The sequence below is a fragment of the Pseudomonas savastanoi genome (genome assembly GCF_020917325.1).
Lineage (GTDB): Bacteria > Pseudomonadota > Gammaproteobacteria > Pseudomonadales > Pseudomonadaceae > Aquipseudomonas > Aquipseudomonas amygdali.
This window is the reverse complement of the sequence record NZ_CP076652.1, coordinates 2,363,805-2,388,741: the sequence shown is the minus strand read 5'-3', so window position 1 is coordinate 2,388,741 and position 24,937 is coordinate 2,363,805. Positions and strand designations below refer to the sequence as shown.

At 58.5% G+C, this 24,937-nt stretch carries 18 protein-coding genes and 3 pseudogenes; 16 read left to right on the top strand and 5 right to left on the bottom strand.

What is annotated here, in order from left to right:
• Nucleotides 1-124 precede the first annotated feature (124 nt).
• The 9 genes and pseudogenes from KP808_RS10375 to KP808_RS26115 all read left to right on the top strand — a co-directional run bounded on the left by KP808_RS10375 (nucleotide 125) and on the right by KP808_RS26115 (nucleotide 12,422).
• Nucleotides 125-2,971, top strand: coding sequence for an RHS repeat-associated core domain-containing protein (locus KP808_RS10375; protein ID WP_230018363.1), 2,847 nt, complete (start codon nucleotides 125-127; stop codon nucleotides 2,969-2,971).
• 509 nt (nucleotides 2,972-3,480) lie between these two features.
• A complete protein-coding gene (gene purU, locus KP808_RS10370) occupies nucleotides 3,481-4,347 on the top strand; it encodes a formyltetrahydrofolate deformylase (protein ID WP_058400242.1) in 867 nt (288 codons plus the stop codon).
• Nucleotides 4,344-5,246: a bifunctional methylenetetrahydrofolate dehydrogenase/methenyltetrahydrofolate cyclohydrolase FolD gene (folD, locus tag KP808_RS10365; RefSeq protein ID WP_230018361.1), complete on the top strand. Its 903-nt coding sequence runs from the start codon at nucleotides 4,344-4,346 to the stop codon at nucleotides 5,244-5,246. Before purU ends, folD begins: the two co-directional genes overlap by 4 nt.
• Nucleotides 5,228-6,469: an FAD-dependent oxidoreductase gene (locus tag KP808_RS10360; protein WP_122281703.1), complete on the top strand. Its 1,242-nt coding sequence runs from the start codon at nucleotides 5,228-5,230 to the stop codon at nucleotides 6,467-6,469. Before folD ends, KP808_RS10360 begins: the two co-directional genes overlap by 19 nt.
• Before the next feature lie 13 nt (nucleotides 6,470-6,482).
• Nucleotides 6,483-6,788 (top strand): sarcosine oxidase subunit delta, encoded by a 306-nt coding sequence (locus KP808_RS10355; RefSeq protein ID WP_004658056.1) that lies wholly within the window; start codon nucleotides 6,483-6,485, stop codon nucleotides 6,786-6,788.
• A complete protein-coding gene (locus KP808_RS10350; protein WP_230018359.1) occupies nucleotides 6,785-9,691 on the top strand; it encodes a 2Fe-2S iron-sulfur cluster-binding protein in 2,907 nt (968 codons plus the stop codon). The genes KP808_RS10355 and KP808_RS10350 overlap by 4 nt, the downstream gene beginning before the upstream one ends.
• A gap of 3 nt (nucleotides 9,692-9,694) precedes the next feature.
• On the top strand, nucleotides 9,695-10,267 hold the full coding sequence (locus KP808_RS10345) for a sarcosine oxidase subunit gamma (RefSeq protein WP_230018357.1): 573 nt from the start codon (nucleotides 9,695-9,697) through the stop codon (nucleotides 10,265-10,267).
• Between the two features lie 214 nt (nucleotides 10,268-10,481).
• Nucleotides 10,482-11,516, top strand: a pseudogene (locus KP808_RS26120) (cache domain-containing protein); the annotation flags it as partial.
• A gap of 138 nt (nucleotides 11,517-11,654) precedes the next feature.
• Nucleotides 11,655-12,422 carry a methyl-accepting chemotaxis protein gene (locus KP808_RS26115; RefSeq protein ID WP_371875232.1) on the top strand — a complete coding sequence of 256 codons (768 nt, stop codon included), beginning with the start codon at nucleotides 11,655-11,657 and terminating at the stop codon, nucleotides 12,420-12,422.
• 120 nt (nucleotides 12,423-12,542) lie between these two features.
• On the opposite strand, the gene KP808_RS10335 is transcribed toward KP808_RS26115, so the two are convergent.
• Nucleotides 12,543-13,439, bottom strand: a complete 897-nt coding sequence (locus KP808_RS10335; RefSeq protein WP_230018353.1) for a LysR family transcriptional regulator — start codon at nucleotides 13,437-13,439, stop codon at nucleotides 12,543-12,545.
• Between the two features lie 107 nt (nucleotides 13,440-13,546).
• On the opposite strand from KP808_RS10335, the gene KP808_RS10330 reads away from it, so the two are divergent.
• Together KP808_RS10330 and KP808_RS10325 are read left to right on the top strand one after the other, a co-directional pair.
• Nucleotides 13,547-14,422: an MBL fold metallo-hydrolase gene (locus KP808_RS10330; RefSeq protein ID WP_230018350.1), complete on the top strand. Its 876-nt coding sequence runs from the start codon at nucleotides 13,547-13,549 to the stop codon at nucleotides 14,420-14,422.
• A 94-nt stretch (nucleotides 14,423-14,516) separates the two neighbouring features.
• Nucleotides 14,517-14,915 (top strand): hypothetical protein, encoded by a 399-nt coding sequence (locus KP808_RS10325; protein ID WP_005746847.1) that lies wholly within the window; start codon nucleotides 14,517-14,519, stop codon nucleotides 14,913-14,915.
• A gap of 87 nt (nucleotides 14,916-15,002) precedes the next feature.
• Here the strand turns inward: KP808_RS10325 and KP808_RS25910 are convergent, their stop codons facing one another.
• The 4 genes and pseudogenes from KP808_RS25910 to KP808_RS26105 all read right to left on the bottom strand — a co-directional run.
• Nucleotides 15,003-15,128 carry a hypothetical protein gene (locus KP808_RS25910; RefSeq protein ID WP_080164905.1) on the bottom strand — a complete coding sequence of 42 codons (126 nt, stop codon included), beginning with the start codon at nucleotides 15,126-15,128 and terminating at the stop codon, nucleotides 15,003-15,005.
• A gap of 65 nt (nucleotides 15,129-15,193) precedes the next feature.
• Nucleotides 15,194-16,675 (bottom strand): chemotaxis protein CheW, encoded by a 1,482-nt coding sequence (locus tag KP808_RS10320; RefSeq protein ID WP_230018348.1) that lies wholly within the window; start codon nucleotides 16,673-16,675, stop codon nucleotides 15,194-15,196.
• Nucleotides 16,672-17,139 (bottom strand): annotated as a pseudogene (locus KP808_RS26110) (methyl-accepting chemotaxis protein); the annotation flags it as partial. The gene KP808_RS10320 and the pseudogene KP808_RS26110, both read right to left, overlap by 4 nt.
• A gap of 207 nt (nucleotides 17,140-17,346) precedes the next feature.
• Nucleotides 17,347-18,711, bottom strand: a pseudogene (locus tag KP808_RS26105) (PAS domain-containing protein); the annotation flags it as partial.
• Between the two features lie 735 nt (nucleotides 18,712-19,446).
• Between KP808_RS26105 and KP808_RS10310 the strand changes: the two are divergent.
• From KP808_RS10310 to KP808_RS10290, 5 genes are all read left to right on the top strand, one after another.
• Complete coding sequence (locus tag KP808_RS10310; protein ID WP_054081844.1) at nucleotides 19,447-20,376, top strand: AraC-like ligand-binding domain-containing protein; 930 nt, start codon at nucleotides 19,447-19,449, stop codon at nucleotides 20,374-20,376.
• A gap of 109 nt (nucleotides 20,377-20,485) precedes the next feature.
• Nucleotides 20,486-21,397 carry an arginase family protein gene (locus KP808_RS10305; protein ID WP_230018344.1) on the top strand — a complete coding sequence of 304 codons (912 nt, stop codon included), beginning with the start codon at nucleotides 20,486-20,488 and terminating at the stop codon, nucleotides 21,395-21,397.
• Between the two features lie 180 nt (nucleotides 21,398-21,577).
• Complete coding sequence (locus tag KP808_RS10300; RefSeq protein WP_230018342.1) at nucleotides 21,578-22,924, top strand: LLM class flavin-dependent oxidoreductase; 1,347 nt, start codon at nucleotides 21,578-21,580, stop codon at nucleotides 22,922-22,924.
• Entirely contained in the window at nucleotides 22,921-23,880 is a 960-nt protein-coding gene (locus KP808_RS10295; protein ID WP_058407588.1) for a D-isomer specific 2-hydroxyacid dehydrogenase family protein, read from the top strand. The genes KP808_RS10300 and KP808_RS10295 overlap by 4 nt, the downstream gene beginning before the upstream one ends.
• A gap of 76 nt (nucleotides 23,881-23,956) precedes the next feature.
• A complete protein-coding gene (locus KP808_RS10290) occupies nucleotides 23,957-24,931 on the top strand; it encodes an aliphatic sulfonate ABC transporter substrate-binding protein (RefSeq protein ID WP_230018340.1) in 975 nt (324 codons plus the stop codon).
• Nucleotides 24,932-24,937 lie beyond the last annotated feature (6 nt).

The following is a 24,937-nucleotide window of genomic DNA, read 5'->3' as shown; positions in this document are numbered from 1 at the left end:
TTATGACACACGCTAAAATTGGCCTTGCCCCACGATGCGGCTCATAACCTGATCCTTTTGCTGTTCCCTGCTTCAAGACGCTTCAATTAATTAATGCATCCCTGATTGACAGTGAGAATGACTTATGACGGCTTCCCTGCACCAATACACGCCTTCTCTAGCAGTCATTGATCCGCGCAGCCTGGCTGTGCGTAACATTGCTTACTATCGACGGGATGCCAAGGAGGTTATCGTTGCGCGAGTCCAGCGCCATGTGTTCAATACCTATGGTCATTTAAGCCAACAGTGGGACCCGCGTTTGCTTGATTCGGGTGAGATTGAAATTCAACCCACCCAAACCGCGCGTTATAGCCTTAGTGGGCAAGCGTTGCAAACGGAGAGCGTCGATGCGGGTTGGCGGGTTGCCTGCCATGACGCTGCGGGGGTGTTGTATGAAAGCTGGGACGGGCGCGGTACCTGCCTGCGTTATGCCTACGATGAACTTATGCGCCCTGTCAGCGTGTTTGAGCAAGTCTCTTGGGATGCCCCGCTGCTTTGTGTAGAGCGTTTTACCTATGCGGGATCCGGCGAGGAAGACGCCCATAACAACCGTTGTGGCCAACTGATTCGCCATGATGATCAGGCGGGCAGTTTATCGCGTGAGCATTTTGGCGTATTGGCCCAGCCGCTCACCGAAGTCCGCCGCTTCTGCAAATCGCTGGCGGCCCCGATCTGGCCTGAGTCAGCAGATGATTTAGAAATCGACACCTACGCCACCTGCTGGCGTCACGATGCCTTAGGCGCTGTCATCGAGCAAAAGGATGCCCTCGATCACGTACAGCGTTTCGAGGTCAATGTCACAGGCGGGGCCCGTGCTTCCTGGCTTGACGGCACGGTGTTACTCAAACGCGCCACTTACAATGCTTTCGGCGACGTAGAGATCGAACAGGCAGGCAATGATGTGATCACGACGGCTTATTACTCGCCAGTGAGCGGCGTGCTGTGCAGCCTCAAGGCCGAAAGTCCAAGTGGCAAAATGCTGCAGGACTTGCATTACCAGTACGACCCGGTGGGTAATATCGAGCAAGTTGAAGACCTCGCGCAGCAGGTACAGTGGGATACTCAGCAGCGTATCCAGGCGGTGAGTACGTATACCTACGACACGCTCTATCAATTGATCAGCGCGACGGGGCGGGAAAGTGCCACTTACACCATCGGCCCGGACCTGCCAGGGCTGAAAGTCTTTGGCGCAGCGGATGACAGCCGTTGGCGCAATTACCGCCAAACCTATAGCTATGACAGCGGTGGCAACCTGACCCGGCTCAGGCACAACGCCGGAGTGCGCAACACCTATACGCGCGAAATGGTAGTCGACCCACGCAGCAACCGCAGTGTGTACAAGGACGGTTCACCTATAGATTTCGCCAAAGCATTTGATGCCAACGGTAACCAACAGAACTTGTCACCGGGTCAGGTCATGCAGTGGGATACCCGCAACCACTTGCGCAACGTCACCCAGGTACAGCGCGATGCGCCGGATGGCCAGGACGATGATGTCGAAACCTATGTCTATGACGGCGGCGGCCAGCGAGTGCGCAAAGTGCGCCGCGCCAAAACCCTTGGCACAGAGCAGGTGAGCGAAGTGCGTTACCTCCCAGGGCTTGAGATTCGCACACGTACATCAGGTGAAACGTTACATGCCGTCATTGCCCAGGCAGGACGTAATAGTGTGCACTGGTTGCATTGGGAAAACGGGTTACGTAAAGGCATTGATAACGACCAAGTGCGTTACAGCCTCAGCGATTCTGTGGGCAGCCATACACTGGAACTGAATCAACAGGCCGAATTAATCAGTCAGGAAAGCTATTATCCTTACGGCGGTACGGCATGGTGGGCTGCGAAAAATGCAATCGAAGCGACCTACAAAACGGTCCGTTACTCGGGTAAAGAGCGGGACGCGACGGGCTTGTATTACTACGGGTTCAGGTATTATGCGCCGTGGCTGCAGAGGTGGATCAGCCCTGATCCTGCAGGAGATGCTGACGGACTGAACCGGTACAGGATGGTGCGCAATAATCCCGTTACCTACCATGACACTGACGGTCTCACAGCGACAAGAACGCATTTTGATGAAAAAGATATTGAAGGATTCAGTTCAGTTTTTCAGAGTATAAAAGAAGGGCTTTCTGCATCGGGCCTGTCGGCGGAAGAAACAGTATTTGTCATGGTTGGCCGTTCACCGCAAGCCTTGGGAGAATATATCAGCGCCTCGGGCTTCGACACCGCACTGTTGCAGGTGTCAGGGTTAGGTAACATGAAAAAAATGCCGGAAATCAGCGAACTCGGCGAGGTGGAAAGGACTAACAGGAATAACTACCTGGATGGGAGTCTCGGAGAAGCGTTTTCGCAGCATAAAAATGCGGTACTGCTGGACTACTCGGTGACGGGAAGCAGCATTATGGAAACGCACAAGATGCTCACGCAACATTTTGGCAGCGAACGCACAACGATCAAAATGGCGACTATATCCAGGTTTTTAAACGACGATGATCTTAGCGCTAGTGAAGCGGCGAGCTTTCATCATCCCGACAACCTCTTATATGACACACCCCGTGGAAAAGCACGTCTTGACTATAAAAACAGAGGGGTTATGCGACTGATAAAAATCTTGCATAACGAGATTGACAAGGGCTTAAGCTACACCGAAAAATTCCACTTCACCAACATCGACTCGGGCGAAACAGCCGGCATCCTGGAAGACAAAAAATCCAGACTCAATGGCATGATGACAAGTGCAATACATCAGCACAAGGCTATAAGCTATACCGATATCAAAGACCGTAACAGAAGAAGATTTACACCCATGGTAAAAAACATGCACCCCCACTATTCGAGCCCAGATGATTATATAGATTCTTACAACTTCAAAAGGACCTACACCGGGTCGTTTTTACATGGCATAAAAAAAGCAGTTACGGGGTACCGCTCCTAGGTTCTGTACAGGAACTCGGTGGGCGAAGGCAAGGCAAGCAGGCGAGGAACGGTCGGCGTAGCGTTCGACGCTATGGGTTGTGGATGAGCATTACGATCGGACTCGCGCACGAGCCTGCTTTTAACTCAGCGTCACCGAGCGCTGCCGCTTCCTCAGCGAATGGCCAGCGCCGATCTCGCAGAGCGTGGCTTGTTTACCTCGCTGACCTTTGTAGGCGTTGCGCATCACAAATGACCTCCCTATTCCTGCTGGTACACGCCTGCCTCAAGCGTTTTCTGTCTGATGGCAAGCGAAACCAGGACCCCAGCCCTCACTGCCCCACCCATCCACATTCCCTCGAGTAAACAAAGTTTCCAGAAACCTCTGGACGCTGCTTTTCCTTTCGCCTATAAAACAGCCTTCAAGAATATTAAATTCCTGTAGAGAATTTTATTCGCCACTCAGAAAACCTCTGTATCTGACTTTTTACCCCCTTTGCCGAGCTGCCGCCCTATTCCAGAGGACAAGCCATGCAACACGAGAAGAACCATTTCATCCTGAAGATCAGCTGCCCGGCGACCTCCGGCATTGTCGCGGCAGTGGCTTCATGCCTGGCTGGCAACGGCTGCTATATCGGTGAAATGGCCCAGTTCGACGACGAGTACAGCGGCACATTTTTCATGCGTGCAGTGTTTCGTTTCAACGATGGTCACGACGGCGACATCCAGCAGCTGAAAACCGGTTTCGATGTGGTGGCCAAAGACTTCACCATGCAGTGGGAACTGCATGACACACGTCGCCCGATGCGCGTGTTGTTGATGGTCAGCAAGTTCGATCACTGCCTGACGGACCTGCTGTACCGCTACCACAAGGGGGAAATGGACATGACCATCACCGCCATTGTGTCCAACCACTTGGACTTGCGGCCGATGGCCGAGCGGGAAGGCATTCGTTTCATTTACCTGCCTGTGAGTAAAGAAACCAAGGCAGCGCAGGAAGCTGCGCTGATGAAGGTGGTCGACGAAACCGGCACCGAACTGGTGGTGCTGGCGCGCTACATGCAGATTCTCTCCGACGACCTGTGCAAGCAACTGGCGGGGCGGGCAATCAACATTCATCACTCGTTTCTACCGGGTTTCAAGGGTGCCAAGCCGTATCACCAGGCTTATGAGCGCGGCGTGAAACTGATCGGCGCCACTGCGCATTACGTCACCAGCGACCTGGACGAAGGCCCGATCATCGAGCAGGAAGTGCAGCGTGTCGATCACGTCTACCTGCCTGAAGACCTGGTCGCAGCAGGCCGTAACAACGAAACCATCGCGCTGTCGCGGGCAGTCAAGTACCACCTTGAGCATCGGGTGTTTCTAAACACTGACCGAACGGTGATCTTCCGATGAGCGCGCGCATCATCGATGGCAAGGCCGCCGCCGCTTGTGTTCTGGAACAGGTCAGAAACGACGTGAAAACCTTGAAAGCCGACGGCATCGAACCGGCACTGGCGGTCATTCTGGTCGGTAACGACCCGGCCAGTGAGGTGTATGTGCGCAACAAGATCCTGCGCGCCGAGGAAGCAGGCATTCGTTCGCTGGAGCACCGCCTGCCTGCCAAGAGTAGCCAGCAACAGGTGCTGTCGCTGATTGCCGAACTGAACGCCGACGACTCGGTAAACGGCATCCTGCTGCAACTGCCACTGCCGCCGCACATTGAAGAAGCCCGCGCCTTGCAGGCCATTGATCCGGGCAAGGACGTCGATGGCTTTCACAGTGAAAACGTGGGCGGCCTCAGCCAGGGACGCAGCGTACTGACGCCCTGCACGCCCAGCGGCTGCATGCACTTGCTTGAAGAGACCTGCGGCGATCTGAGCGGCAAACATGCGGTGGTTATCGGTCGCTCCAATATCGTCGGCAAACCGATGGCCGCCCTGCTGTTGCAAGCGCATTGCTCGGTGACAGTGGTGCATTCGCGCAGTACCGACGCCAAGGCCTTGTGTCAGCTGGCAGACATCGTCGTCGCAGCAGTGGGTCGCCCGCGCATGATCGACGCCAGTTGGCTCAAGCCCGGCGCAGTGGTGATCGATGTCGGCATCAACCGCATCGAGGATCAAGGCCGCAGCCGCCTGGTGGGCGATGTCGATTTCGACAACGCCCTGAGCGTGGTTTCTGCCATCACACCGGTACCCGGTGGCGTCGGGCCGATGACCATCGCCTTTCTGATGAAAAACACAGTGACTGCTGCCAGGCAGCAAGCCCTCGCACAGCGCAGCCAATCGGAGGCCGTATGCCTTTCAACCTGTTGAAATACGGGCTCAGCCCGGAGTATCCGGTCGAGGTGGATCTGCCTGCGCCCAAGGAACTCAAGCCTTCCTACGACGTGGTGATCATCGGCGGCGGTGGTCATGGCCTGGCGACCGCGTACTACCTGTCGAAATACCACGGCATCACCAATATCGCCGTGCTGGAAAAAGGCTATCTGGGCGGCGGCAACACGGCGCGCAACACGGCGGTTATCCGCTCCAATTACCTGACCAGCGAAGGTGTGAAGTTCTATGCCGAGTCGGTGAAGATGTTTCAGGGCCTGTCCAACGAGTTCGACTTCAACATCATGTATTCGGAGCGCGGCCAGCTAACCCTCGCGCATACCGACGCCACCGTACGCTCGTTCCGTCAGCGCGCCGAGGTCAACAAGCATTTCGGCGGCCGCACCGAAATGATCGACCGCCAGCAGATCCGCGAACTGGTGCCGAGCCTCAATCTGGACCCTGGCCATCTGCCGGTGCTCGCCGGCCTGTGGCATATCGACGGCGGCACCGCACGTCATGACGCGGTGGCCTGGGGCTATGCCAAACAGGCGGCCAAGCGCGGCGTCGAGATTCATCAACTGACCGAAGTGCAGGAACTGGTAATCGAGAATGGCGCCATCACTGCTGTGAAAACCAATCGCGGCACCATCCAGTGCGGTTGCGCCGTACAGGCGGTCGCGGGCATGAGTTCGCAGATGATGAAAAAGGCCGGCATTCGCTCACCGATCCAGACCTTCCCGCTGCAAGCGATGGTCACTCAACCCTTCAAGCCGTTCCTCGACCCGTTGGTGAGCTCGTCTGCCCTGCACTGCTATGTCCAGCAGACCAGTCGTGGCGAGGTGGTGTTTGGCGGCGGCTCGGACCCGTATCCGCTGTTCAACACTCGCTCGACGCTGGACCTCAAGGAAAGTCTGCTGGCGCACGCCATCGAGATGTTTCCGTTTCTGGCCAACGCCAAATTGATGCGCCAGTGGGCCGGAATCACCGACATGACCCCGGACTACAGCCCGATCATGGGCCTTTCCCCCGTCAGGAACTACTACCTCGATGCAGGCTGGGGCACCTGGGGCTTCAAGGCGACGCCGATCTGCGGCAAGACCATGGCCGAACTGGTGGCCAGTGGCGGCAAGGTGCCTGAGTTGATCAGGCCATTCGCGCTGGAACGCTTCTCGACCTTCCAGCAAGTCAACGAAATGGGCGCGACAGCGGCCAGCCACTGACGGAGAGCGACACATGAAAATCATGACCTGCCCGCTCAACGGGCCGCGCAACATCAGCGAATTCACCTACGGCGGCGAATTCAAGCACATGCCTGACCCGCAAACCTGCAGCGATGCGCAATGGGCCGATTACGTGTTCAACAGTGAGGACACCCTGGGCGTGGTGCGCGAGTGGTGGATGCATAACCCGTCCAGCTACTGGTTTCTGGCCGAACGTCATACCGGCAGCGACGAGATCATTCGCACCTTCGACCCGCGGGAAATATTTACCGCACGTATCGACTTCGCTTCCCTCCCATCCAAGGAGATCGCAGGATGACCACCCCAGCCCGCTTGCCCGAGCCCATGGGCCTGCTGATCGATCGCAACCAGCCGCTCACCTTCAGCTTCGATGGCAAAACGTATCAGGGCCTGCAAGGCGACAGCATTGCCAGCGCACTGCTGGCCAATGGTCGCTTTCTGCTCTCGCGCTCGTTCAAATACCATCGCCCGCGCGGACCGCTGAGCATGGCCGGACAGGACGCCAACAGCCTGATCCAGTTGCCACACGAGCCTAACGTGCTGGCCGACACTTTTGTCTTGCAGGATGGCTTGCAGGCAACCGGACAGAATTTCAGCGGCTCGCTGGACCACGATAGGGATGCCTGGCTGGGCAAGTTCTCGAAGTTCATGCCGGTGGGTTTCTACTACCGCTCGTTCTACAAGCCCAAAGGCATGTGGAAAGTCTGGGAGCCGATCATTCGCAAGAAAGCGGGCCTCGGCGTGCTGGATCTGGACTTTCAGCCTGAATACTACGACAAGGCCTACCTGTTCACAGATCTGGCGGTAATCGGTGCAGGACCTGCCGGGTTACAGGCGGCTCTGACCGCAGCCAACGCCGGAGCCAGGGTGCTGTTGATCGAACAGCAGCCGATACTCGGAGGTTCGCTGACGTACGCGCGCTTCGATATCGACGGTCAGCGTGCCGGGCAACTGCGGCGCGAACTGGTCGACGCCGTGCAGGCGCACGCCAATATTCAGGTCCTCACACAGGCCACTTGCAATGCCTGGTTTACCGACAACTATCTGCCAGTGATTCAGGGCAAGCGTCTGTACAAGGTGCGCGCTACGCAATGCCTGGTGTGCAGTGGCTCGTTCGACCAGCCGGTTATTTTTCGCAACAATGATTTGCCCGGTGTGATGCTGACCAGCGCCGCGCAGCGTCTGATCAGGCTGTACGCAGTCAAGCCCGGCAAGCGCGCGGTGGTGCTGACCGGCAATGATGACGGTTACCTCGCTGCACTGGATTTGCACGATCAGGGTGTCGAAGTGGTCGCGGTCGCCGACATGCGCGCCAATCCGTCGGATCTGGGATTGCAGGTTGCGCTGGAGCAACGCGGCATCGTCTGCCACATGAGCACCACCGTGTATGAAGCGCTGCACGAGAAAGGCATGCGTCACGTAAGCGGGGCCGAGCTGCGCAAGATCACCGGCCAGGGTCAGGTGGCCAACAAGGGTTTGAGTGTCGAGTGCGACCTGCTGTGCATGTCCGGCGGCTACATGCCGGCCTACCAGTTGCTGTGTCAGGCGGGCGGCAAGCTTGCCTATGACGATCGGCAGGCCGAGTTCGCGATCAGCAGCCTGCCGCAGAACCTGCGCATCGCCGGTTCGGTCAACGGTTATCACGCGCTGGATAACGTGCTGACCGATGCGGCGAATGCCACCGCCGGGGTGCTCTCGGCGCTAGGCCTGGAATCGACCGACAAACCGGCCGCACTGCGCAGCGAAGCGCAGGTCAACTTCGCCTGGCCGATGTTTCCGCATCCCGAAGGCAAGGATTTTGTCGATTTCGACGAAGACTTGCAGGTGCGCGATATCGTCAATGCCACCCGCATTGGCTATCGCGACATTCAGTTGGTAAAGCGTTATTCCACTGTCGGGATGGGGCCGTCGCAAGGTCGTCACTCAGCGTTGCCAACCGCACGACTGGTGGCCGCGTCTACCCAGCGCAGCATCAGCGAAACCGGTGTGACCACTGCCCGGCCGCCCTTCGAGGCAGAGAAACTGGCGCACGTCGCGGGACGGGCCTTCGACCCCTACCGCCAGACGCCCATGCACCAACGGCATGTGCAGGCAGGCGCGAAGATGATGCCGGCCGGGATCTGGCAGCGTCCAGCGTTCTATGGCAAGCCATCGCAACGCGATACCTGCATGCAGCAAGAAGCACTGCATGTGCGCAACAAGGTCGGGATTATCGATGTGTCGACACTCGGTGGCCTGGACGTGCGCGGACCCGATGCCGCCGAGCTGCTCAACCGCATGTACACCTTTGCGTTCCTCAAGCAGCCGGTCGGGCGTTCACGCTATGCGCTGATGACCAACGAGCAAGGCGTGGTCATTGACGACGGCGTTTGTGCACGCTTTGCCGACCAGCACTTCTACGTCACCGCCACCACCAGCGGTGTGGATCGCATCTACCAACAGATGCTCAAGTGGAATGCCCAGTGGCGTCTGAACGTGGACATCACCAACGTCACAGCGGCCATTGCTGCGGTCAACGTGGCGGGCCCGGATTCACGCAAGGTACTGGAGCAAGTGTGTACCGACCTTGATCTGTCCGCCGCAGGTTTCCCCTATCTGGGCGTGCGCCTGGGCACTGTTGCCGGTATCAAGGCGCGGCTGTTGCGGGTCGGTTTCGTCGGCGAACTGGGCTACGAGATCCATGTGCCCGCTCGTCACGCGCTCAGGCTCTGGGATGCACTTGTCGAGGCTGGCAAGGCCTTCGACATGCGTCCGTTCGGCGTCGAGACGCAACGTCTGTTACGTCTGGAAAAAGGCCACGTCATCATCAGCCAGGACACCGATGGCATGACCCATCCGGCCGAAATCGACATGGGCTGGGCGGTCAGCCGGAGCAAGCCGTTCTTCGTCGGCCGCCGCTCGGTGGATATCCTCGAAGCCCAGCCGCAGAAACGCAAGCTGGTGGGTTTCACCCTGCCCAAGGCCAGTCCGTTGCCGCTTGAAGGTCATCTGGTGCTCAAAGGCCCGGACATCAGTGGCAACGTGACCTCCTGCGAATACTCGTCAACCCTGGGCATGATTATCGGCATGGCTTATGCCGCGTTCGACCAAAGCACACCCGGCCAGCAGATTCCGATTCGCGTCGAAGACGGCGTGGTGGTTCAGGCGACCGTCGTGAAACTGCCCTTCTTTGATCCTGAAAACCAGCGCCAGGAGCTCTGAACCATGAATAGCCTTATCCAGGACCGCCCGGTCAGAGCCGGCGCGCCCTCACTGTGCACACTGCAAGACCTGACCGATCTGCCGCGCGTGGGGTTTCGCGGTACGCAAAGCGCCGAATACCTGACAGCACGTGGTTTCAGTCTGCCCGACACGCCGAACCGCGCGGTTACTCAGGCCGACGGCAGCCATGTTGCACGTCTTTCGCAGACCGAATACCTGCTGCTCGGCAGCCCGCTTGATAAAGGCCAGCGCATAGCCGATGAGGAAGCCCGTTGGGAACTGGACCATAACGCCAACTACCTGCTGCCTCGCGAAGACAGCCATGCGTGGCTGCAAATGAGCGGCCCGTGCATCCCCGAGGTGATGGCTAAATTGTGCGGCGTGGACCTGCGTCCGTCAGCATTCGCAGTCGGCTCGGTGGCGCAGACCTCGGCAGCGCGAATCAATGTGATCGTGATCAATGTTGGCGCGCAGAGCGAACCCTGTTTTCAGATTCTCTTTGATCGGGCTTCACTGGCTTACTTCAAGGAAGCGATGCTGGATGCCATGACCGAGTTTGGAGGGCGCCTCTCATGAACAACGGGTTACTGCTTCAGTGAATAAAGGCCGTTTCGTGCTCATGAACGACAACAAGTGTCTGTTACCGCCAAGCCGCCTAAAGAATACTGGCATAAAGCCGTTGGACATTTGGTAGACCATAAGAGCGACCCTCGGCTCAACGCCTGGGGTCGCAGACTGCACCCATGCAGCACCCGACACTTGCGGCAGTAACGCGCCCCCCGGAGCTCAAATGAATATCAAACAGAAATTGACGTGGGCGTTCGCAGTCATTGCGTGTTTGCCCATATTAGTCGTCGCCGCCATCGTGATCGTGAATCTGCGTGACAAGGCGACCAGTGATTTCGTGGACAGCAGCGCACGCGAGATTCGCCAGGTCGACAATGCCATGCAACTGTTTTTCGACGGCATTACGCAGAACGTCAATTACATCGCGGCGCACCCGCTGATCGCCGGGGCGAGCGATGATTTCCGCAACTACATGGGCGCAACGCCTCCCCCGCAGTCCGAGAATGACAGGCAGGCGACCGAGCTGTTCGCCAGTATCGCCAAGGCCCATCCGGCCTACTCCTACGTCTCTTACGGGTTGATCAACGGCAGCTACATCATGACGCCGGAAGACCCGAAAATGAGCAACTACGACCCACGTGTTCGCCCGTGGTACAAGACCGCAATGGCCAATGCTGGCAAAACCGTGCGCAGCGACGCCTATTACTGGGCCAACGATGACGCGGTGCTGGTCAGCACCATTCGGGCGATCCCCAATAAACTGGGCAACCCTGGCGGCGTGGTCAACATCGACGTATCACTCAAGCAGCTGACCAACATCGTCAAGCAGATCAAGCTGGGTGACAGCGGCTACCTGATGCTGATGGAAAAGAGCGGCACCGTGCTGGTCGATCCCAAGCAGCCGGAACACAACTTCAAGAAACTGGGTGAACTGGGCGACGGTTTCACCGAGCTGGCCAAAACCGCCAGCGGTCTGGTCGAGGTAACACTCAACGGCGAACGCTACATGGCCAACGTGTACCCGTCCGAGCAACTGGGCTGGAACTTCATCGGTCTGATCAAACAGGACGAAGTGATGGCCTCGGCCACCCGCCTGACCTGGCTGATCGGCGTTATCGCTGCGGTATTGGCGGTGGTCTTTGCGATTGTCGGTGCCAGCTTTGCCAGCGTCATCGTGCGTCCGATCCACAGCGTGTCCAGCGGCCTGGAAGGTATTGCGGGCGGCGAAGGCGACCTGACCCAGAACCTCGCCGTGCGCGGCAAGGATGAAACTGCGCAACTGGCAGGCTGGTTCAACAAGTTCCTTACCGCGATTCGCAACCTGATCCAGCACATCGGCCAGGCTGCCGGGAAGATTCTTGAAGCCTCACACAGCTCCACCCGTGTCTCCAACGACATGGCCGAAGCCGCTGGACGTCAGCGCGAGGCGGTGGACATGGTCTCCACGGCCTTCCATGAAATGGTCGCCACCTCCAACGAAGTCGCCCGCTCCTGCAGCCAGGCCGCCGATTCGGCCGACAGCGGTCAGCAACAGGCGCGTGAAGGTCAGCGGCAGATCGATGATGCGGTGCGCAGCGTGGACCAGCTCAGCGAGGAACTCACCCGCTCGGCCAAGGACATGACGCAACTGGAAAAGGACAGCGCAGGCATTCAGTCGATCCTCAACACCATCCGTTCGATTGCCGAGCAGACCAACCTGCTGGCCCTCAACGCGGCCATCGAAGCAGCCCGCGCAGGCGAACAGGGTCGCGGCTTTGCCGTGGTAGCCGACGAAGTCCGCGCACTGGCCAAACGTACCTCGGACTCGACCGCCGAAATCGACAACCTGCTGGGCAATCTGGCCAAACGCACCGCCTCGGTGGCGCAACAGATGCACGCCAGCCTCGACGTGTCGCAGCAATCGGTGACCAAGATCGGGCAGGCACGCAGCAGCTTCGGGCAGATCCGTGAGTCGGTGGATGTGATTCGCGACATGAACACCCAGATCGCAACCGCCGCCGAAGAGCAGCATCAGGTGGCCGAGGACATCAACCGTCACATTAGCCAGATCCATGGCGACGCCCAGTTGATCGCCGACCTCTCGGACTCCGCCCGTGCGGATTCCAGAAGTCTGGAACTACTGTCCAGCGAACTCGACGGCCTGGTGCGCAAGTTCAAGACCTGATCCTGCACACTCGGAGCGTGAGAAACGATAGGTGTCTGTGTGTCCCCTATCGTGCCCATGCTCCGCGTGGGCATGCCGTTCTGGACGCTCTGCGTCCTTTGCGCAGCAGGTGATCCAACCTCAAGGCTCTGCGCCGCTCCTCTCAAACCATTCAGTCAGAAAATCCAGCATGGTGCGCAAGGTGGCCGACTGGTGATGCCGCGAGGTGTAGATCGCGTGGATGCCCAGCGCCCTTGGCTGGTAGTCGGGCAGCACCGCGATCAGCTTGCCACCTGCAATCAGCGGCGCTGCCGAATGCACCGGTTGCAAGGTGATCCCCGCGCCAGCCACTGCGGCCTCCAGCAACACCACTGAATCATTGGCGCTGAGGTTGCCGCCCACCGGAACGCTGAGCGGCAACTGCTGACGGGTGAACTCCCACAGGCTTTTGCCGAAGTACGAATAGGTCAGGCAGTGGTGTGCAGCCAGTTCCTGCGGACTGGAGGGAGTGCCATGCATGGCGAGGTAGGCTGGAGAGGCACAGACAACCGAATCGCAATGCCCCAGTGGACGGGCAATCACATTGGGGTCCAGCTGATTGGTGATGCGGATCGCCAGATCAATACGCTCGCTGACCAGGTCCACAGCCTCGTTGCCAATAAGCAGATCCACCGAGGTGCCGGGGTAGCGTTGCAGGTAAGCCGTCACCGCAGGGGCCAGAACCGCCAGTGCCAGTGACTGCGAACAGGCAATGCGCAACATGCCGCGGGGCTCATCGACCTGCGTATCGGCAGCCAGCGGCACTGCGTCAGCCAGCTCGACAAGCTGCTGGCAACGCAGCAACGTCACTTGTCCGGGCGCAGTGAGCCCGAGCTTGCGCGTGGTGCGGTGCAACAAGCGCGCTCCCGCCCAGGTTTCCATTTGCGCCAGATAACGGGTAACCATCGCCCGTGACATGTCCAGCGCTTCGGCGGCAGCAATGAGGCTGCCGCGTTCGTTGATGGCCATGAACACCCGCGCCGCCATGATCCGATCCATGATTCATCCGATATAAGCAATCAATAGTTGCCAATACTGAGGCTTTTGTTTCATTTGAAGCAACATAAGATAACCACCTTAGTCCTGTCCGATAAAGGTCGTGCCCCATGCTGCGCAATTCTCTGCTTGCTCTATCGTTCGCTGCGCTATTCCCGCTTGCAGCCCAGGCCGCTGATCCACTGGCGATCGAAGTCTACAACCCGGCCGAAAAAGCCATCTTCCCGGTGTCATCCGAACTGATCACCGGCAAGCATGATGCGGTGCTGATCGATGCGCAGTTTCAGCGTAACGATGCTCAGGCGCTGGTAGAGAAGATCAAGGCCAGCGGCAAAAAACTCACCACCGTGTACATCAGCCACAGCGACCCGGATTACTACTTCGGGCTGGACGTCATCAAAGCCGCTTTCCCCGATGCGAAGATCGTTGCCAGCGCCCCTACCGTGAAAGCGATCAAGGCGTCGATGCAGGGCAAACTTGCCTACTGGGGCCCGATTCTCAAGGACAATGCGCCAGCCAGCCTGGTCCTGCCAGAGGTGCTCAAGGGCGACCATCTGACCCTTGAAGGCCAACCGTTGCAGATCAAAGGCCTTAACGGTCCGGCACCCGAGCGCAGCTACGTATGGATTCCATCGCTCAAGGCGGTGGTCGGCGGCGTTGTGGTGTCCAGCGGCATTCATGTCTGGATTGCTGATACCCAAAGCCCGAAATCGCGTCAGGACTGGCTCGCCACTCTCAAGGGCATTGAGGCGCTGAAGCCGGTCACAGTTATTCCGGGCCATTATCTGGGCGAGGTTCCAGCGGGTACCAAGGCTGTGACGTTCACCGCCGACTACCTGAAGTCCTTTGAACAACAAGCGGCCAAAACCAAGGATTCCAAGGGCCTGATCGATGCCATGCAGAATGCCTGGCCACAACTGGCCGAACCGAGTTCGCTGGAACTGAGTGCCAAGGTCATCAAGGGCGAGATGAAGTGGCCGAACTGATCTGAAACCAGGGAGCTGTTGCCGCATCGCCACAGTTGCGCGCAGCAGTTCCGGGGGATGGTCAGACGCCCCCGTCAATCGCTATGCTGCACCCATGAATGCTCCCGTCAAAATCCGTAACCCCTGCCCGCCCGGCGCTTGCGACTGCGAGCGCGAACGGCTGGATGCGGAAGACGCCGACCTGCGCATCCTCAAGCTGACCCGTGATGCGGAAAACACGCTGCTTGAGCGCCTGAGCCGTGTAGAAAGCCTGAAGGATCTGGAGCACATGCAGCGCAAGATTTTCGAGCAACTGGGTGTGCGCGTCGAAATCGCACCGGGCTTCAACGAAGTACGCACCATGCGCGGCATCAGCATTGTCGTGCAGAAAAAGACCGGCCTGTGCCGCAAGACGCGCAAGTCGGTTGCAAGCGCAATCCGCAGTGCACTTGAGGCACGCCCGCAGATCGCCTATGAACTACTCAACGCCAACGACCTGCTGCGCGACGCGTGAGTCAATACAGAGCCCGAACAGGCCTTTGAAACCATAACGCCCGATCTAAAACGGAGCGGGCGTCATGTGCATTGTCCTGTTGACTGATCAACAGGCCCCCGGCGGAATACCACCCTTGTTGAAGTCCTTCAGGCGTTCCTTTTCTTCTGGCGTCGAGTGCGCAGGCACATCGTTTGCCGGTTCCGGCTTTTTCTCGTCTTTCTGGTCAGTCATGGTCATTCTCTCCGCTCGTGGACACTCAAAATAAGGCCACACGCGAAGCATTCGGTTCCGATTGATTAGCGCGCTGCCACTCGTTCGGCGACATTGCACTCCAGTTGCCTGGCCAGCCCCTGCAAATCGAGCAGGGTTGCGCGCCAACTGCGTTCCTGACTGCCGACGCTGACCAGCGAGCGCACCCGGTCGTTGACCGAGATCCCCTTGCCTGTATTGGCCTGCCAACCCTGCTCGAGCATGGCCGGGTCGAACTGATTGAACGCGTCGATCGCATCGACCCGGCTCACGGCAAAACCAAAGCACAGGCGCTCGCCACGCACGATCAGGACACGGGACGCGTCACCCGGCGTTTGCGCCCCTTCGCCCAGCAGACTGCTCAGGCAGATCAGCGGCACTTGCTCGCCACGCAGATTGAACTGCCCCAACAAGTGTGTCGTCGGTTGCGACAAACCGATCAGCTGTTGCGGCACGCTCATGATCTCGACGATCTGACTCAACGGCGCGACGAAGCGGGTCGGTGCGTCAAACAGCAGACAGGCATGCCGCAGCATGGTCTTGGTCACATCGTGCGAGGCTTGTGCAGGTTTGACGTCGTGCTGGTAAACCTGGGTGTAGCTTTTGACTTCCGGGCGCTGCAACAGCATTGGATGATCCAGCAACAATGCCTGTTGCCCCTCCTCCAGGTTCATAACCCCGGCCAGCAGTTCAGGATGCGGCAGGCCGTAACCCGGTGCCGCCAGAAGACTGCCCGGGTCCTGGCGCTGGATGGCGACCATGCGGTCGTAACCAAACCCGCACACCCGGCCATCCGGTGCCGTCAACAGCAACAACTGCGGCTTGGAAGTCTGGCGTTTATGGTCCAGACCAAGGACTTCAGACAGATTGAGCGCCGGAACCTTGGTGCCACGTACCGACGTCACGCCAAAGCAGCAGTCACTGGCAAAGTCCGACGCGGAAATTTCAGGGTTATCCACCAGTTCGGTCACGACGCTCGCATCGATACAGAAGTTGCGACCGTCACACTCGAACACCAGGTAATGCAGCAAACGATTCTTGGCCGCGAGTGCCTCTTCCTTGAGCACCTGCGCGCTCGGATCAGCAGCAAACAGTACGCCTGGCAAGCTACTCAGAAAACCCAGGTCGAGCTTGTAGATCATCCGCGATTCTTCTGCGCCCAGCAGCAGTGATGGCAGCAACCCGACACTGGTGCCGCCAGGGCCCAAGGGGCTGAATTGAGAGTCGCGGGCCTTGAGAATGTCGCAGACCGCATCAATCGCCAGCCCCAGGTAGCCACCGCCGTACTTGAGAATCGCGACCAGCGGCGTGGGCAACGATGTATCGCCGCCCTCCGCCAACTGGCCCCGCAGGTCCACCAAAGGCACCGGTTTGCCGCGCAAGGTAAACACACCGCGCAACGCACCGCGCGTCAGCGGATGGGGGTACAGGTCGGCAGGCCAGTGCACGGCCTCCATCAGCGCTTCGGCAACCACCGCCAGATAAACGCCATTGATCTGCACGACGCCATAGGCATTCAGGCTGCTCATGCAGGTTGTCCGATGGATACCTTGTCCAGAGTCTGGGTGTAGCCGGTCAGGTTGGCTTTATGCAGCTCCACGATCAGTGTTTCCACTTCCTGCGCCGACAAGCGTTGTTTCTCGGTCGCGGTGTTGATCCCGTCGATTGCCTGAGTGGTCTGCATCACGCCTTCCACGATGTGTTCGAAGGCTTCGCCGGCACTGCGCGAAATCTCGTTGCCCGACTCGATCCGGCTGACTGTTTCGAGGATCAGCTTGTTGATTTCCTTGGTCGCACGCGAGGACTTCTCGGCCAGCTTGCGCACTTCATCGGCCACCACCGAGAAGCCCAGGCCGTGCTCGCCAGCCCTGGCCGCCTCGATAGCGGCGTTGAAGGCCAGCATGTTGGTCTGACTGGCTATCTCGCTGATCACCTGGATGATGTCCTGAATGCCCTCGGCCGACTTGGCGATCATGCCCATCGCATCGGACGCCTTGACCAGAGTCTGCGAACCGGTACTGGCCTGCTCACGCGTCATTCTGGCCAGATCGGTGGCCGTCTGGGTGCTTTGTGCCACGTAGGAAATGGCGTTCATCAATGCTTTAACCGACTCGCCCATGGCGCGGGTCTTGGCTTCTATCGCCTGCTCCATCTCGACCTGACGGGTAATTTCAGTGGCGAATTTCACCACTTTGAACGGCAGCCCGTCATGGTCTAAAATCGGGCTGTACGTCGCCTGAATCCAGATTTTCTGCCCGTACTTGCTGACGCGCATGAAGCGTCCGGAATAGAACTCGCCCTGCCCCAGCCCGTGCCAGAACTCCCGGTATTCAGTGGCACGCACATATTCCTCATCACAGAAAATACGGTGATGCTGGCCCTTGATTTCCTGCAGGCCATAACCCAGCGCTTTCAGGAAGTTGGCGTTGGCCGTAATGATGTTGCCGCTCATGTCGAATTCGATGACGGCCTGGGCGCGGTCGATTGCATTCACCTTGCCGTGGTGCTCGACGCTGGTTTCCTTGGCAACTGTCACGTCGAGCGCGAACTTGACGATCTTGTAAGGTTTGCCCTGCGCGTCAAAGATCGGGTTGTAGGTCGCCTGAATCCAGATTTCCTTACCGTCCTTGCGCTTGCGCTTATACTCATTGGCGTCATATTCGCCACGCCCCAGTTTTTCCCAGAGCTCGCGATACTCCAGACTGCTGACAAACTCCTCAGAGCAGAACATCCGGTGGTGTTCGCCGACAATTTCCTCCAGGTCGTAGCCGAATACCGCAAGGAAGTTGCGGTTGGCATGCAGCACCTTGCCGGTCAGATCGAATTCGATAACCGCCTGAGAACGCTCGATCGCCGTCACCTTGCCCGCGGACTCAGCCTGACGAATGCGGCTCTCGGTCACATCGTTGGCGAACTTCACGATCTTGTAAGGACGACCATCCGGGTCGAATATCGGGTTGTAGGTGGCGCTGATCCACAACTCGCGACCGTTCTTGCCGATGCGCTTGTATTCGCCGGAGTCATACTCGCCACGTTCGAGCTTGGCCCAGAAGGCACGATAGGCCGGACTGTTCAGGTAGTCGTCTTCGCAGAACATGCGATGGTGCTGACCCTGAATCTCGTCCAGACGATAACCCAGGACCTTGAGAAAGTTTTCGTTGGCGGTGAGCACGCGACCGTTAAGGTCGAATTCGATGACACCCTGCGAGCGATCGATAGCCGCAACCTTGCCTTCGTACTCGGCATTGGATTTGCGCTGCGCAGTCACGTCCGTAGCGAACTTCACCACCTTGAACGGATTGCCTTGCTCGTCAAACACCGGGTTATAAGTGGCCTGCAACCAGATCTCGCGCCCGTTCTTGCCCAGGCGCTTGTACTGCCCTTCGTCGAAAGCGCCCTTGCCCAGTTTTTCCCAAAACGTCGCGTATTCGACGCTGGACGCATATTCCGGCGTGCAGAACATACGGTGATGCCGACCCTGGACCTCATCCAGCCGATAACCGACGCAATCCAGAAAATTGGTATTGGCCCGCAGGATATTGCCTTCAAGATCGAACTCGATCATCGCCTGGGAACGGTCAATGGCCGTCAACAGCGAGTGAACATCAAGTTCCAGCCCGGCCCGGTCCCTGTGGGTGCTTTCAATTGTGGTCGACATGTGGAAGTACTCTGCGAGTAGGCATCTGTGGAAGTATTGTTATAAAGCCCCGGTCTGTGCGGGCCCGGTCAAACGCTTCAAACATGAGGCGCGGACTGACTATGGTGCCTGCTGATCAAGCCGGTTAATCGTCTTTCTCAATGCCTTCCATAGCGCAAACTTCAAGGCCGTCAGAGCCAGGTGGAACTATCGAAGTCACTCGGCAAGGAGCCGTTACATAAACATCGGCTTCAGTCAGATTAGCTTTAGCGCTGCCAGACCACTATTTAGCCACTATCAACGCACACACTTCCTGGCCCTACCGTTCACCGGTAAGGATCGCTTCGTAAACCACTTCCGTCCCCTGCTGAAAACCGTTGCGTCATCAGGCGTAAAACCAGATGACGAGAATCACGGCCCCCGTCCATCCCAGGGTGAGCAAGAAAGAAAGCCCTGCAAGGCGCGGGTCCATGGAACTCCTGTTCTAGAAGGCTTGGGTAAGCAGAGCGCTGCATACGTAGGGATATATCGGCTGGATCACAGGTCTATAAACTATTTTCACCACCTTGAAACACTGCCGGCACAGGGGTCTTGCTCTGGATCAACGTCTGATAACCTTGCCGCCGATCACTTCGTAAAAAGACGCTCGTCGCAGAGGCAGCCATGGCCATGATTTTCCCAGCCGAACCACTACGGCCCGAGGATCGTTTCGACGCCTGGCAGGAGGTTGTGAGCTCGACGTATGGCTTGGTCACCAGCCAGCCGCTGACCGAAGCGCCGTTTGACGGCAGGCTGAATGTCAGGGATCAGAGTAGCGTTACCTTCACCCGTATCCAGTCTTCCCCCCTCCATTACCGGCGGTTGCAGCAAGACAGGGAGAGCGATCACTTCCTCCTCACGCTCTCTTTGTGTTCCGTCGCTATCGTCGTGCAGAACGACAGAGAGTCCCGGCAAGGCGCTGGCGATATCGTCCTTTACGATAGCGCACAGCCTTACGCATGCAGTTACCCCGAAGGTGACGATCAGATTGTGCTGGCGGTGCCCCGCAAATTGTTGCTGCAACACATGCCCGCTGCCGAACGACTGGTGTGCCGCACGCTCGATGGCCGTTCGACGCTGGGCCGTGTTGCCGCAACCTTGTTGAATGAAGCCTGGAACACAGAAGGCTTATCGGACCCGCTGAGCGAGCGACTCAATGCATCACTGCTGGACGTACTGTCTACAGCCTTCGACTCGGTGTTCGGCGACACCGATATCCGGCAGCAGTCTCGTCAAATGCAACAACTGCAGCGCATCAAGCAGTTCCTGTTGAATAATCTACCCGACACAGGGCTGACGGCCGAAAGCATTGCTTTGGCGACTCATGTTTCGCCACGCACGCTCAATCGCCTGTTCGCACAGGAAGGCACCACGGCCATTCGCTGGCTCTGGCAGCAAAGGCTCTCGGCGTGCCATGACGCATTGCGCAAAGGCCACGTTCGCCGCGTCAGTGACGCTGCGCTGAATTTCGGCTTCAGCAACCTCTCGCATTTCAGTCGAGCCTTCAAAAACGCTTATGGCATCTCTCCTCAGCAGTTGCTGGGGCCACGATAAGACGATTGGCACCTTCGGCACAGCGATTGACCGTTCAGGCAAAGCACGCCACATCCGGGTCGAGCAGTATCACCGCCATGCCAATGAACGGTGACGAAGGAAAACCTCGATGACTACCCAACCCGATAAAACCCTGCGCCTGATCTTTCCCCAGTGGCAAGGTGGCAACAACGCGCCTTATCATTTTGGCGCACAGCTGCTGGCGTGGCTGGCACCGGACGCGTCAGGGCCCGTCGAGCACGTGGCCGTAACCGAACCGGATGATCAACCACTTGAACTTGAAAACGGCATCATCGCCCGCCATGCGCTGCTGGCCCAGCTTGGCCTTGCACGGCAACTGATCGACCAGCATCAGCCGGATCGTCTGGTGGTTCTGGTGGTTCTGGGTGGCGACTGCCTGGTCGACCTCGCGCCATTCGCCTACCTGAACGAACGTTATGACGGTGACCTTGCGGTGCTGTGGGTCGACGCTCACCCGGACGTCATGACACCCAGAGACTTCCAGCATGCACACGCGATGGTCATGGGCAATCTGCTGGGCGAAGGTGACAAGGATTTCGTCAATGCCGTGAAACGCCCGATCAAGCCTGCCAATGTGATGTACGCGGGCCTGCAGGAAACCCTTGAGGTCGAAAGCGCATTCATCAAGCGTCTCGGGCTGCGCAGCGCCGATGCACAGGCGCTGGCACACTCCAGCGAGCCGGTGCTGCAGTGGCTTGAGGAAACCGGTGCAAGGCACCTGGCGATCCATCTGGACCTGGACGTGCTGGACCCGGCACTGTTTCGCTCTGTGCTGTTTGCCCAACCCGGTGTCCCTACCAGTAAATTTGAAGGCGTTGCTCAGGGCAAGATGACTATCGAGCAGGTCGTCCGCTTGCTGACAGACGTTGCCAGCGCCGTGGACGTGGTCGGCCTTGGCATTGCCGAGCACCTGCCGTGGGATGCTCTGGCGCTGCAGAACATGCTGACGAAACTGCCGCTGCTTGGCGACCGGCTGCCAAGCCACGGGACTGACTCCTGAACCAGCGAGTAAAATTCAATTTATGCATATTTAAATACCAGATAATTAGTTAATTTAATAATTAACATATAACAAAATAGAATTTCACTGTGGGTTTTTATAGGCATATCGTCATCCTATACCGACCCCTTTCTCCAGGCGGAGGTGCATCCACCTTTCTGAACCGTCCGGAGCAAAAACATGAGCAGACAACGACACCTTAAACTTGGCGCAATGGTCCACGGAGTCGGCCATGGCTGGGGCGAATGGCGCCACCCGCAGGCGCTGGCCAACGCCAGTGTGAATTTCGGCTTTTATCAGCAGCAGACCCAGTTGGCCGAAGCGGCCCGCTTCGATTTTGTGTTCATTGCCGACAGCCTGCACATTCACGAAAAATCCAGCCCGCATTACCTGAATCGTTTCGAACCGTTGACCATTCTCTCCGCACTCGCAGCCACCACCCGGCATATCGGTCTGGTGGCAACGGTGACGGTCAGCTACACCGAACCCTTTCAGGTAGCTCGCCAGTTTGCTTCGCTGGACCACATCAGTGGCGGTCGGGCTGGCTGGAATGTGGTGACTTCCTGGCTCAGTGGCACCGCCGACAACTTCAGCAAGGGCGAACACCCACCGCACGCCGTACGCTACCGTATCGCCAAAGAGCATATCGAGGTGGTCAAGGGCCTGTGGGATTCCTGGGAAGACGACGCCTTCGCCTACGACAAGCAGAAAGGCGAGTTTTTCACGCCCGGCAAACTGCACACGCTGAACCACAAGGGCGAATTCTTCTCGGTGAAAGGCCCGCTCAACATCGCCCGGTCGAAGCAGGGTCAGCCGGTGATTTTTCAGGCAGGCACCTCCGAGGCCGGGCGTAACTTTGCCGCTCAGAACTCCGATGCAATTTTTGTCCACGCCGAGAGTTTCGATGAAGCGCGCGCCTATTATCAGGACCTGAAACAAAGGGCTGGCGGCTTTGGTCGCGACCCTCACGCGCTGTCGATTCTTCCGGGCATTCGCCCGATTGTCGGGCGCGATGAGGCTGAGGTGGAGAGCCGCTATCGCCAGGCCGTGGAGTTGGTGACGATCGAAGACGCCATTGTCGCCCTTGGCCGACCGTTCAATGATCACGATTTCAGCCAGTACCCACTGGACGAACCCTTCCCGGAACTGGGCGATCTGGGCTCCAACAGCCAGAAAGGCGGTTCGGACCGGATCAAGCAACTGGCCAAAGACGAAGGCCTGAGCCTGCGTGAAGTCGCCCTGCGCTTCTCCCTGCCCCGCCGTGACTTTGTCGGCACACCGGAACAGGTCGCCGACGCGATACAAACGTGGTTCGAAGCAGGCGCAGCCGACGGTTTCATCATCAATAGCGTCCTGCCGGACGGCCTGCAGTACTTCTCCGAATGGGTGGTGCCGGTGCTGCAACGACGCGGACTATTTCGCACCGAATACAGCGGCAATACGCTACGTGAAAACCTCGGCCTTGAGGTGCCGGTCAATCGTCATGCGAAGGCTGTCGCCCATCAATCTGACGAGGTGGTGGCATGACTCGACTCGTGATTGCCAGCCAGCTGGATGATGATTTCAATCAGGTGATTCGCGAGCGGCTTGCAGTGACCCACCCTGAAGCCAGGGTCATCGGCGTACCTGCCGGAGTGCCGAGCGATTTGCCCGGCGAGGTCAGCATTCTGCTGGCGTGCCCTATCAACGTGCGTGGTTATGAAGCCCCGGCCTTGCCGCCTCCGGGCTGGCCCTATGGCCTGAAATGGATTCAGGTGGTGTCTTCGGGTATCGACTTCTACCCAGGCTGGCTGTTCAACGGGCCGCCGGTGAGCACCTCGCGGGGCAGCGCGGCAGAAAACATCGCCGAGTTCTCGCTGGCCGCCATTTTTGCCGCAGCCAAACATCTGCCGGATATCTGGGTGCATGACTCGCAATGGAATTTCACCGCACTGACACCGCTCAAGGGCACTACGCTGGGGATTCTCGGCTTTGGTGCCATCGGTCGCAGCCTGGCAAGCAAGGCCCAGGCGCTGGGTATCAACGTGATCGCATTGCGGCAAAGTCCGGCTCCGTTCGAGGTTGACGGTGTCGAGGCTGCACGCGACATTCACGACCTGTTCGCGCGCGCAGACAATCTGGTACTGGCCGCGCCGTTGACACCGGCCACGCGGCACATCGTCAACGCCGAGGTGCTGAACAGTGCCAAACCCGGCCTGCACTTGATCAACATCGCCCGTGGCGGCCTGCTTGACCATGAAGCGCTGCTCAATGCGCTGGATAATGGAAACATCGGCCTGGCCTCGCTGGACGTCACCGAACCCGAGCCCCTGCCGGACGGGCATCCACTGTACTCACACCCTCGCGTGCGCCTGTCACCGCACACCTCGGCGATCTCCAGCAACAGCCGTAACGAAATAGCCGACAGCTTTCTGGCCAACCTTGAGCGTTTTCTCAATGGGCAGGCCTTGCAGAATCAGGCTGATCGCCAGCGCGGCTACTGACACAGATCACACCCATTACGCTGCGTGGAAATACAACTCCTGACACTCAGCGTCACCCTCAAATACCGAGCGTGCCATGCCCAAACCGATAAAACACACACAACCTGGCTACCGCCGTCCGCTGCTGGCAGGTCTGCTCGCGGCGTTGGTGTTATGCATCGCCCTCCCCGTCGAAGCACAGCAAACGTTGCGGATCGGTTACCAGAAGTCTTCCACGCTGATCACCCTGCTGAAAACACGCGGCACGCTGGAAAAAGCCCTTGCGCCACAGGACGTCACCGTCACCTGGCATGAGTTTCCGAGTGGCCTGCCGCTGCTGGAGGCGTTGAACGTCGGCAACGTCGATATCAGCGCGGATGTGGCGGACACCGTACCGATCTTCGCTCAGGCAGCACAGGCCAAGCTGACCTACTTTGCCCAGGAAGCGGCCTCGCCTTCCGCGCAGGCAATCATCGTCCACAAAAACTCGCCCGTGCAGCAGTTATCGGATCTGAAAGGCAAAAAAGTCGCTGTCACCAAGGCAGCGGGCTCTCACTACCTGCTGATTGCTGCGTTGAAAAAGGCCGGTCTGGCATTTTCGGATATTCAGCCCGCCTACCTGTCGCCCGCCGACGGCCGCGCGGCCTTCGAAAACAACAAGGTGGACGCCTGGGTCACCTGGGAACCCTTCCTGACCAGCGCCCAACGGCAATTGCCGACTCGCACCCTGGCTGACGGCAAGGAGCTGTCCAGCTACAAGCGCTATTACCTGACCGGCACCAACTACGCCAAGGACCATCCGCAAGTACTCAGCGTGGTTTACGAGCAGTTGCACAGCGCCGGTATCTGGCTAAAGGCCAACCCGCGAGAAGCCGCGCAGGTACTGAGCCCTTTATGGGGCAATCTGGATATCGAAACGGTCGAAATCGCCAACAGCCACCGCACCTATCAGATACAGCCGGTCACGCATGAGCAACTGGACGAGCAGCAGCATATCGCCGATGCCTTCTTCGCAGCGGGCCTGCTGCCCAAGGCGGTGGATGCGCAGGCTGTGGAGGTATGGAAGCCTTGAGAGAGG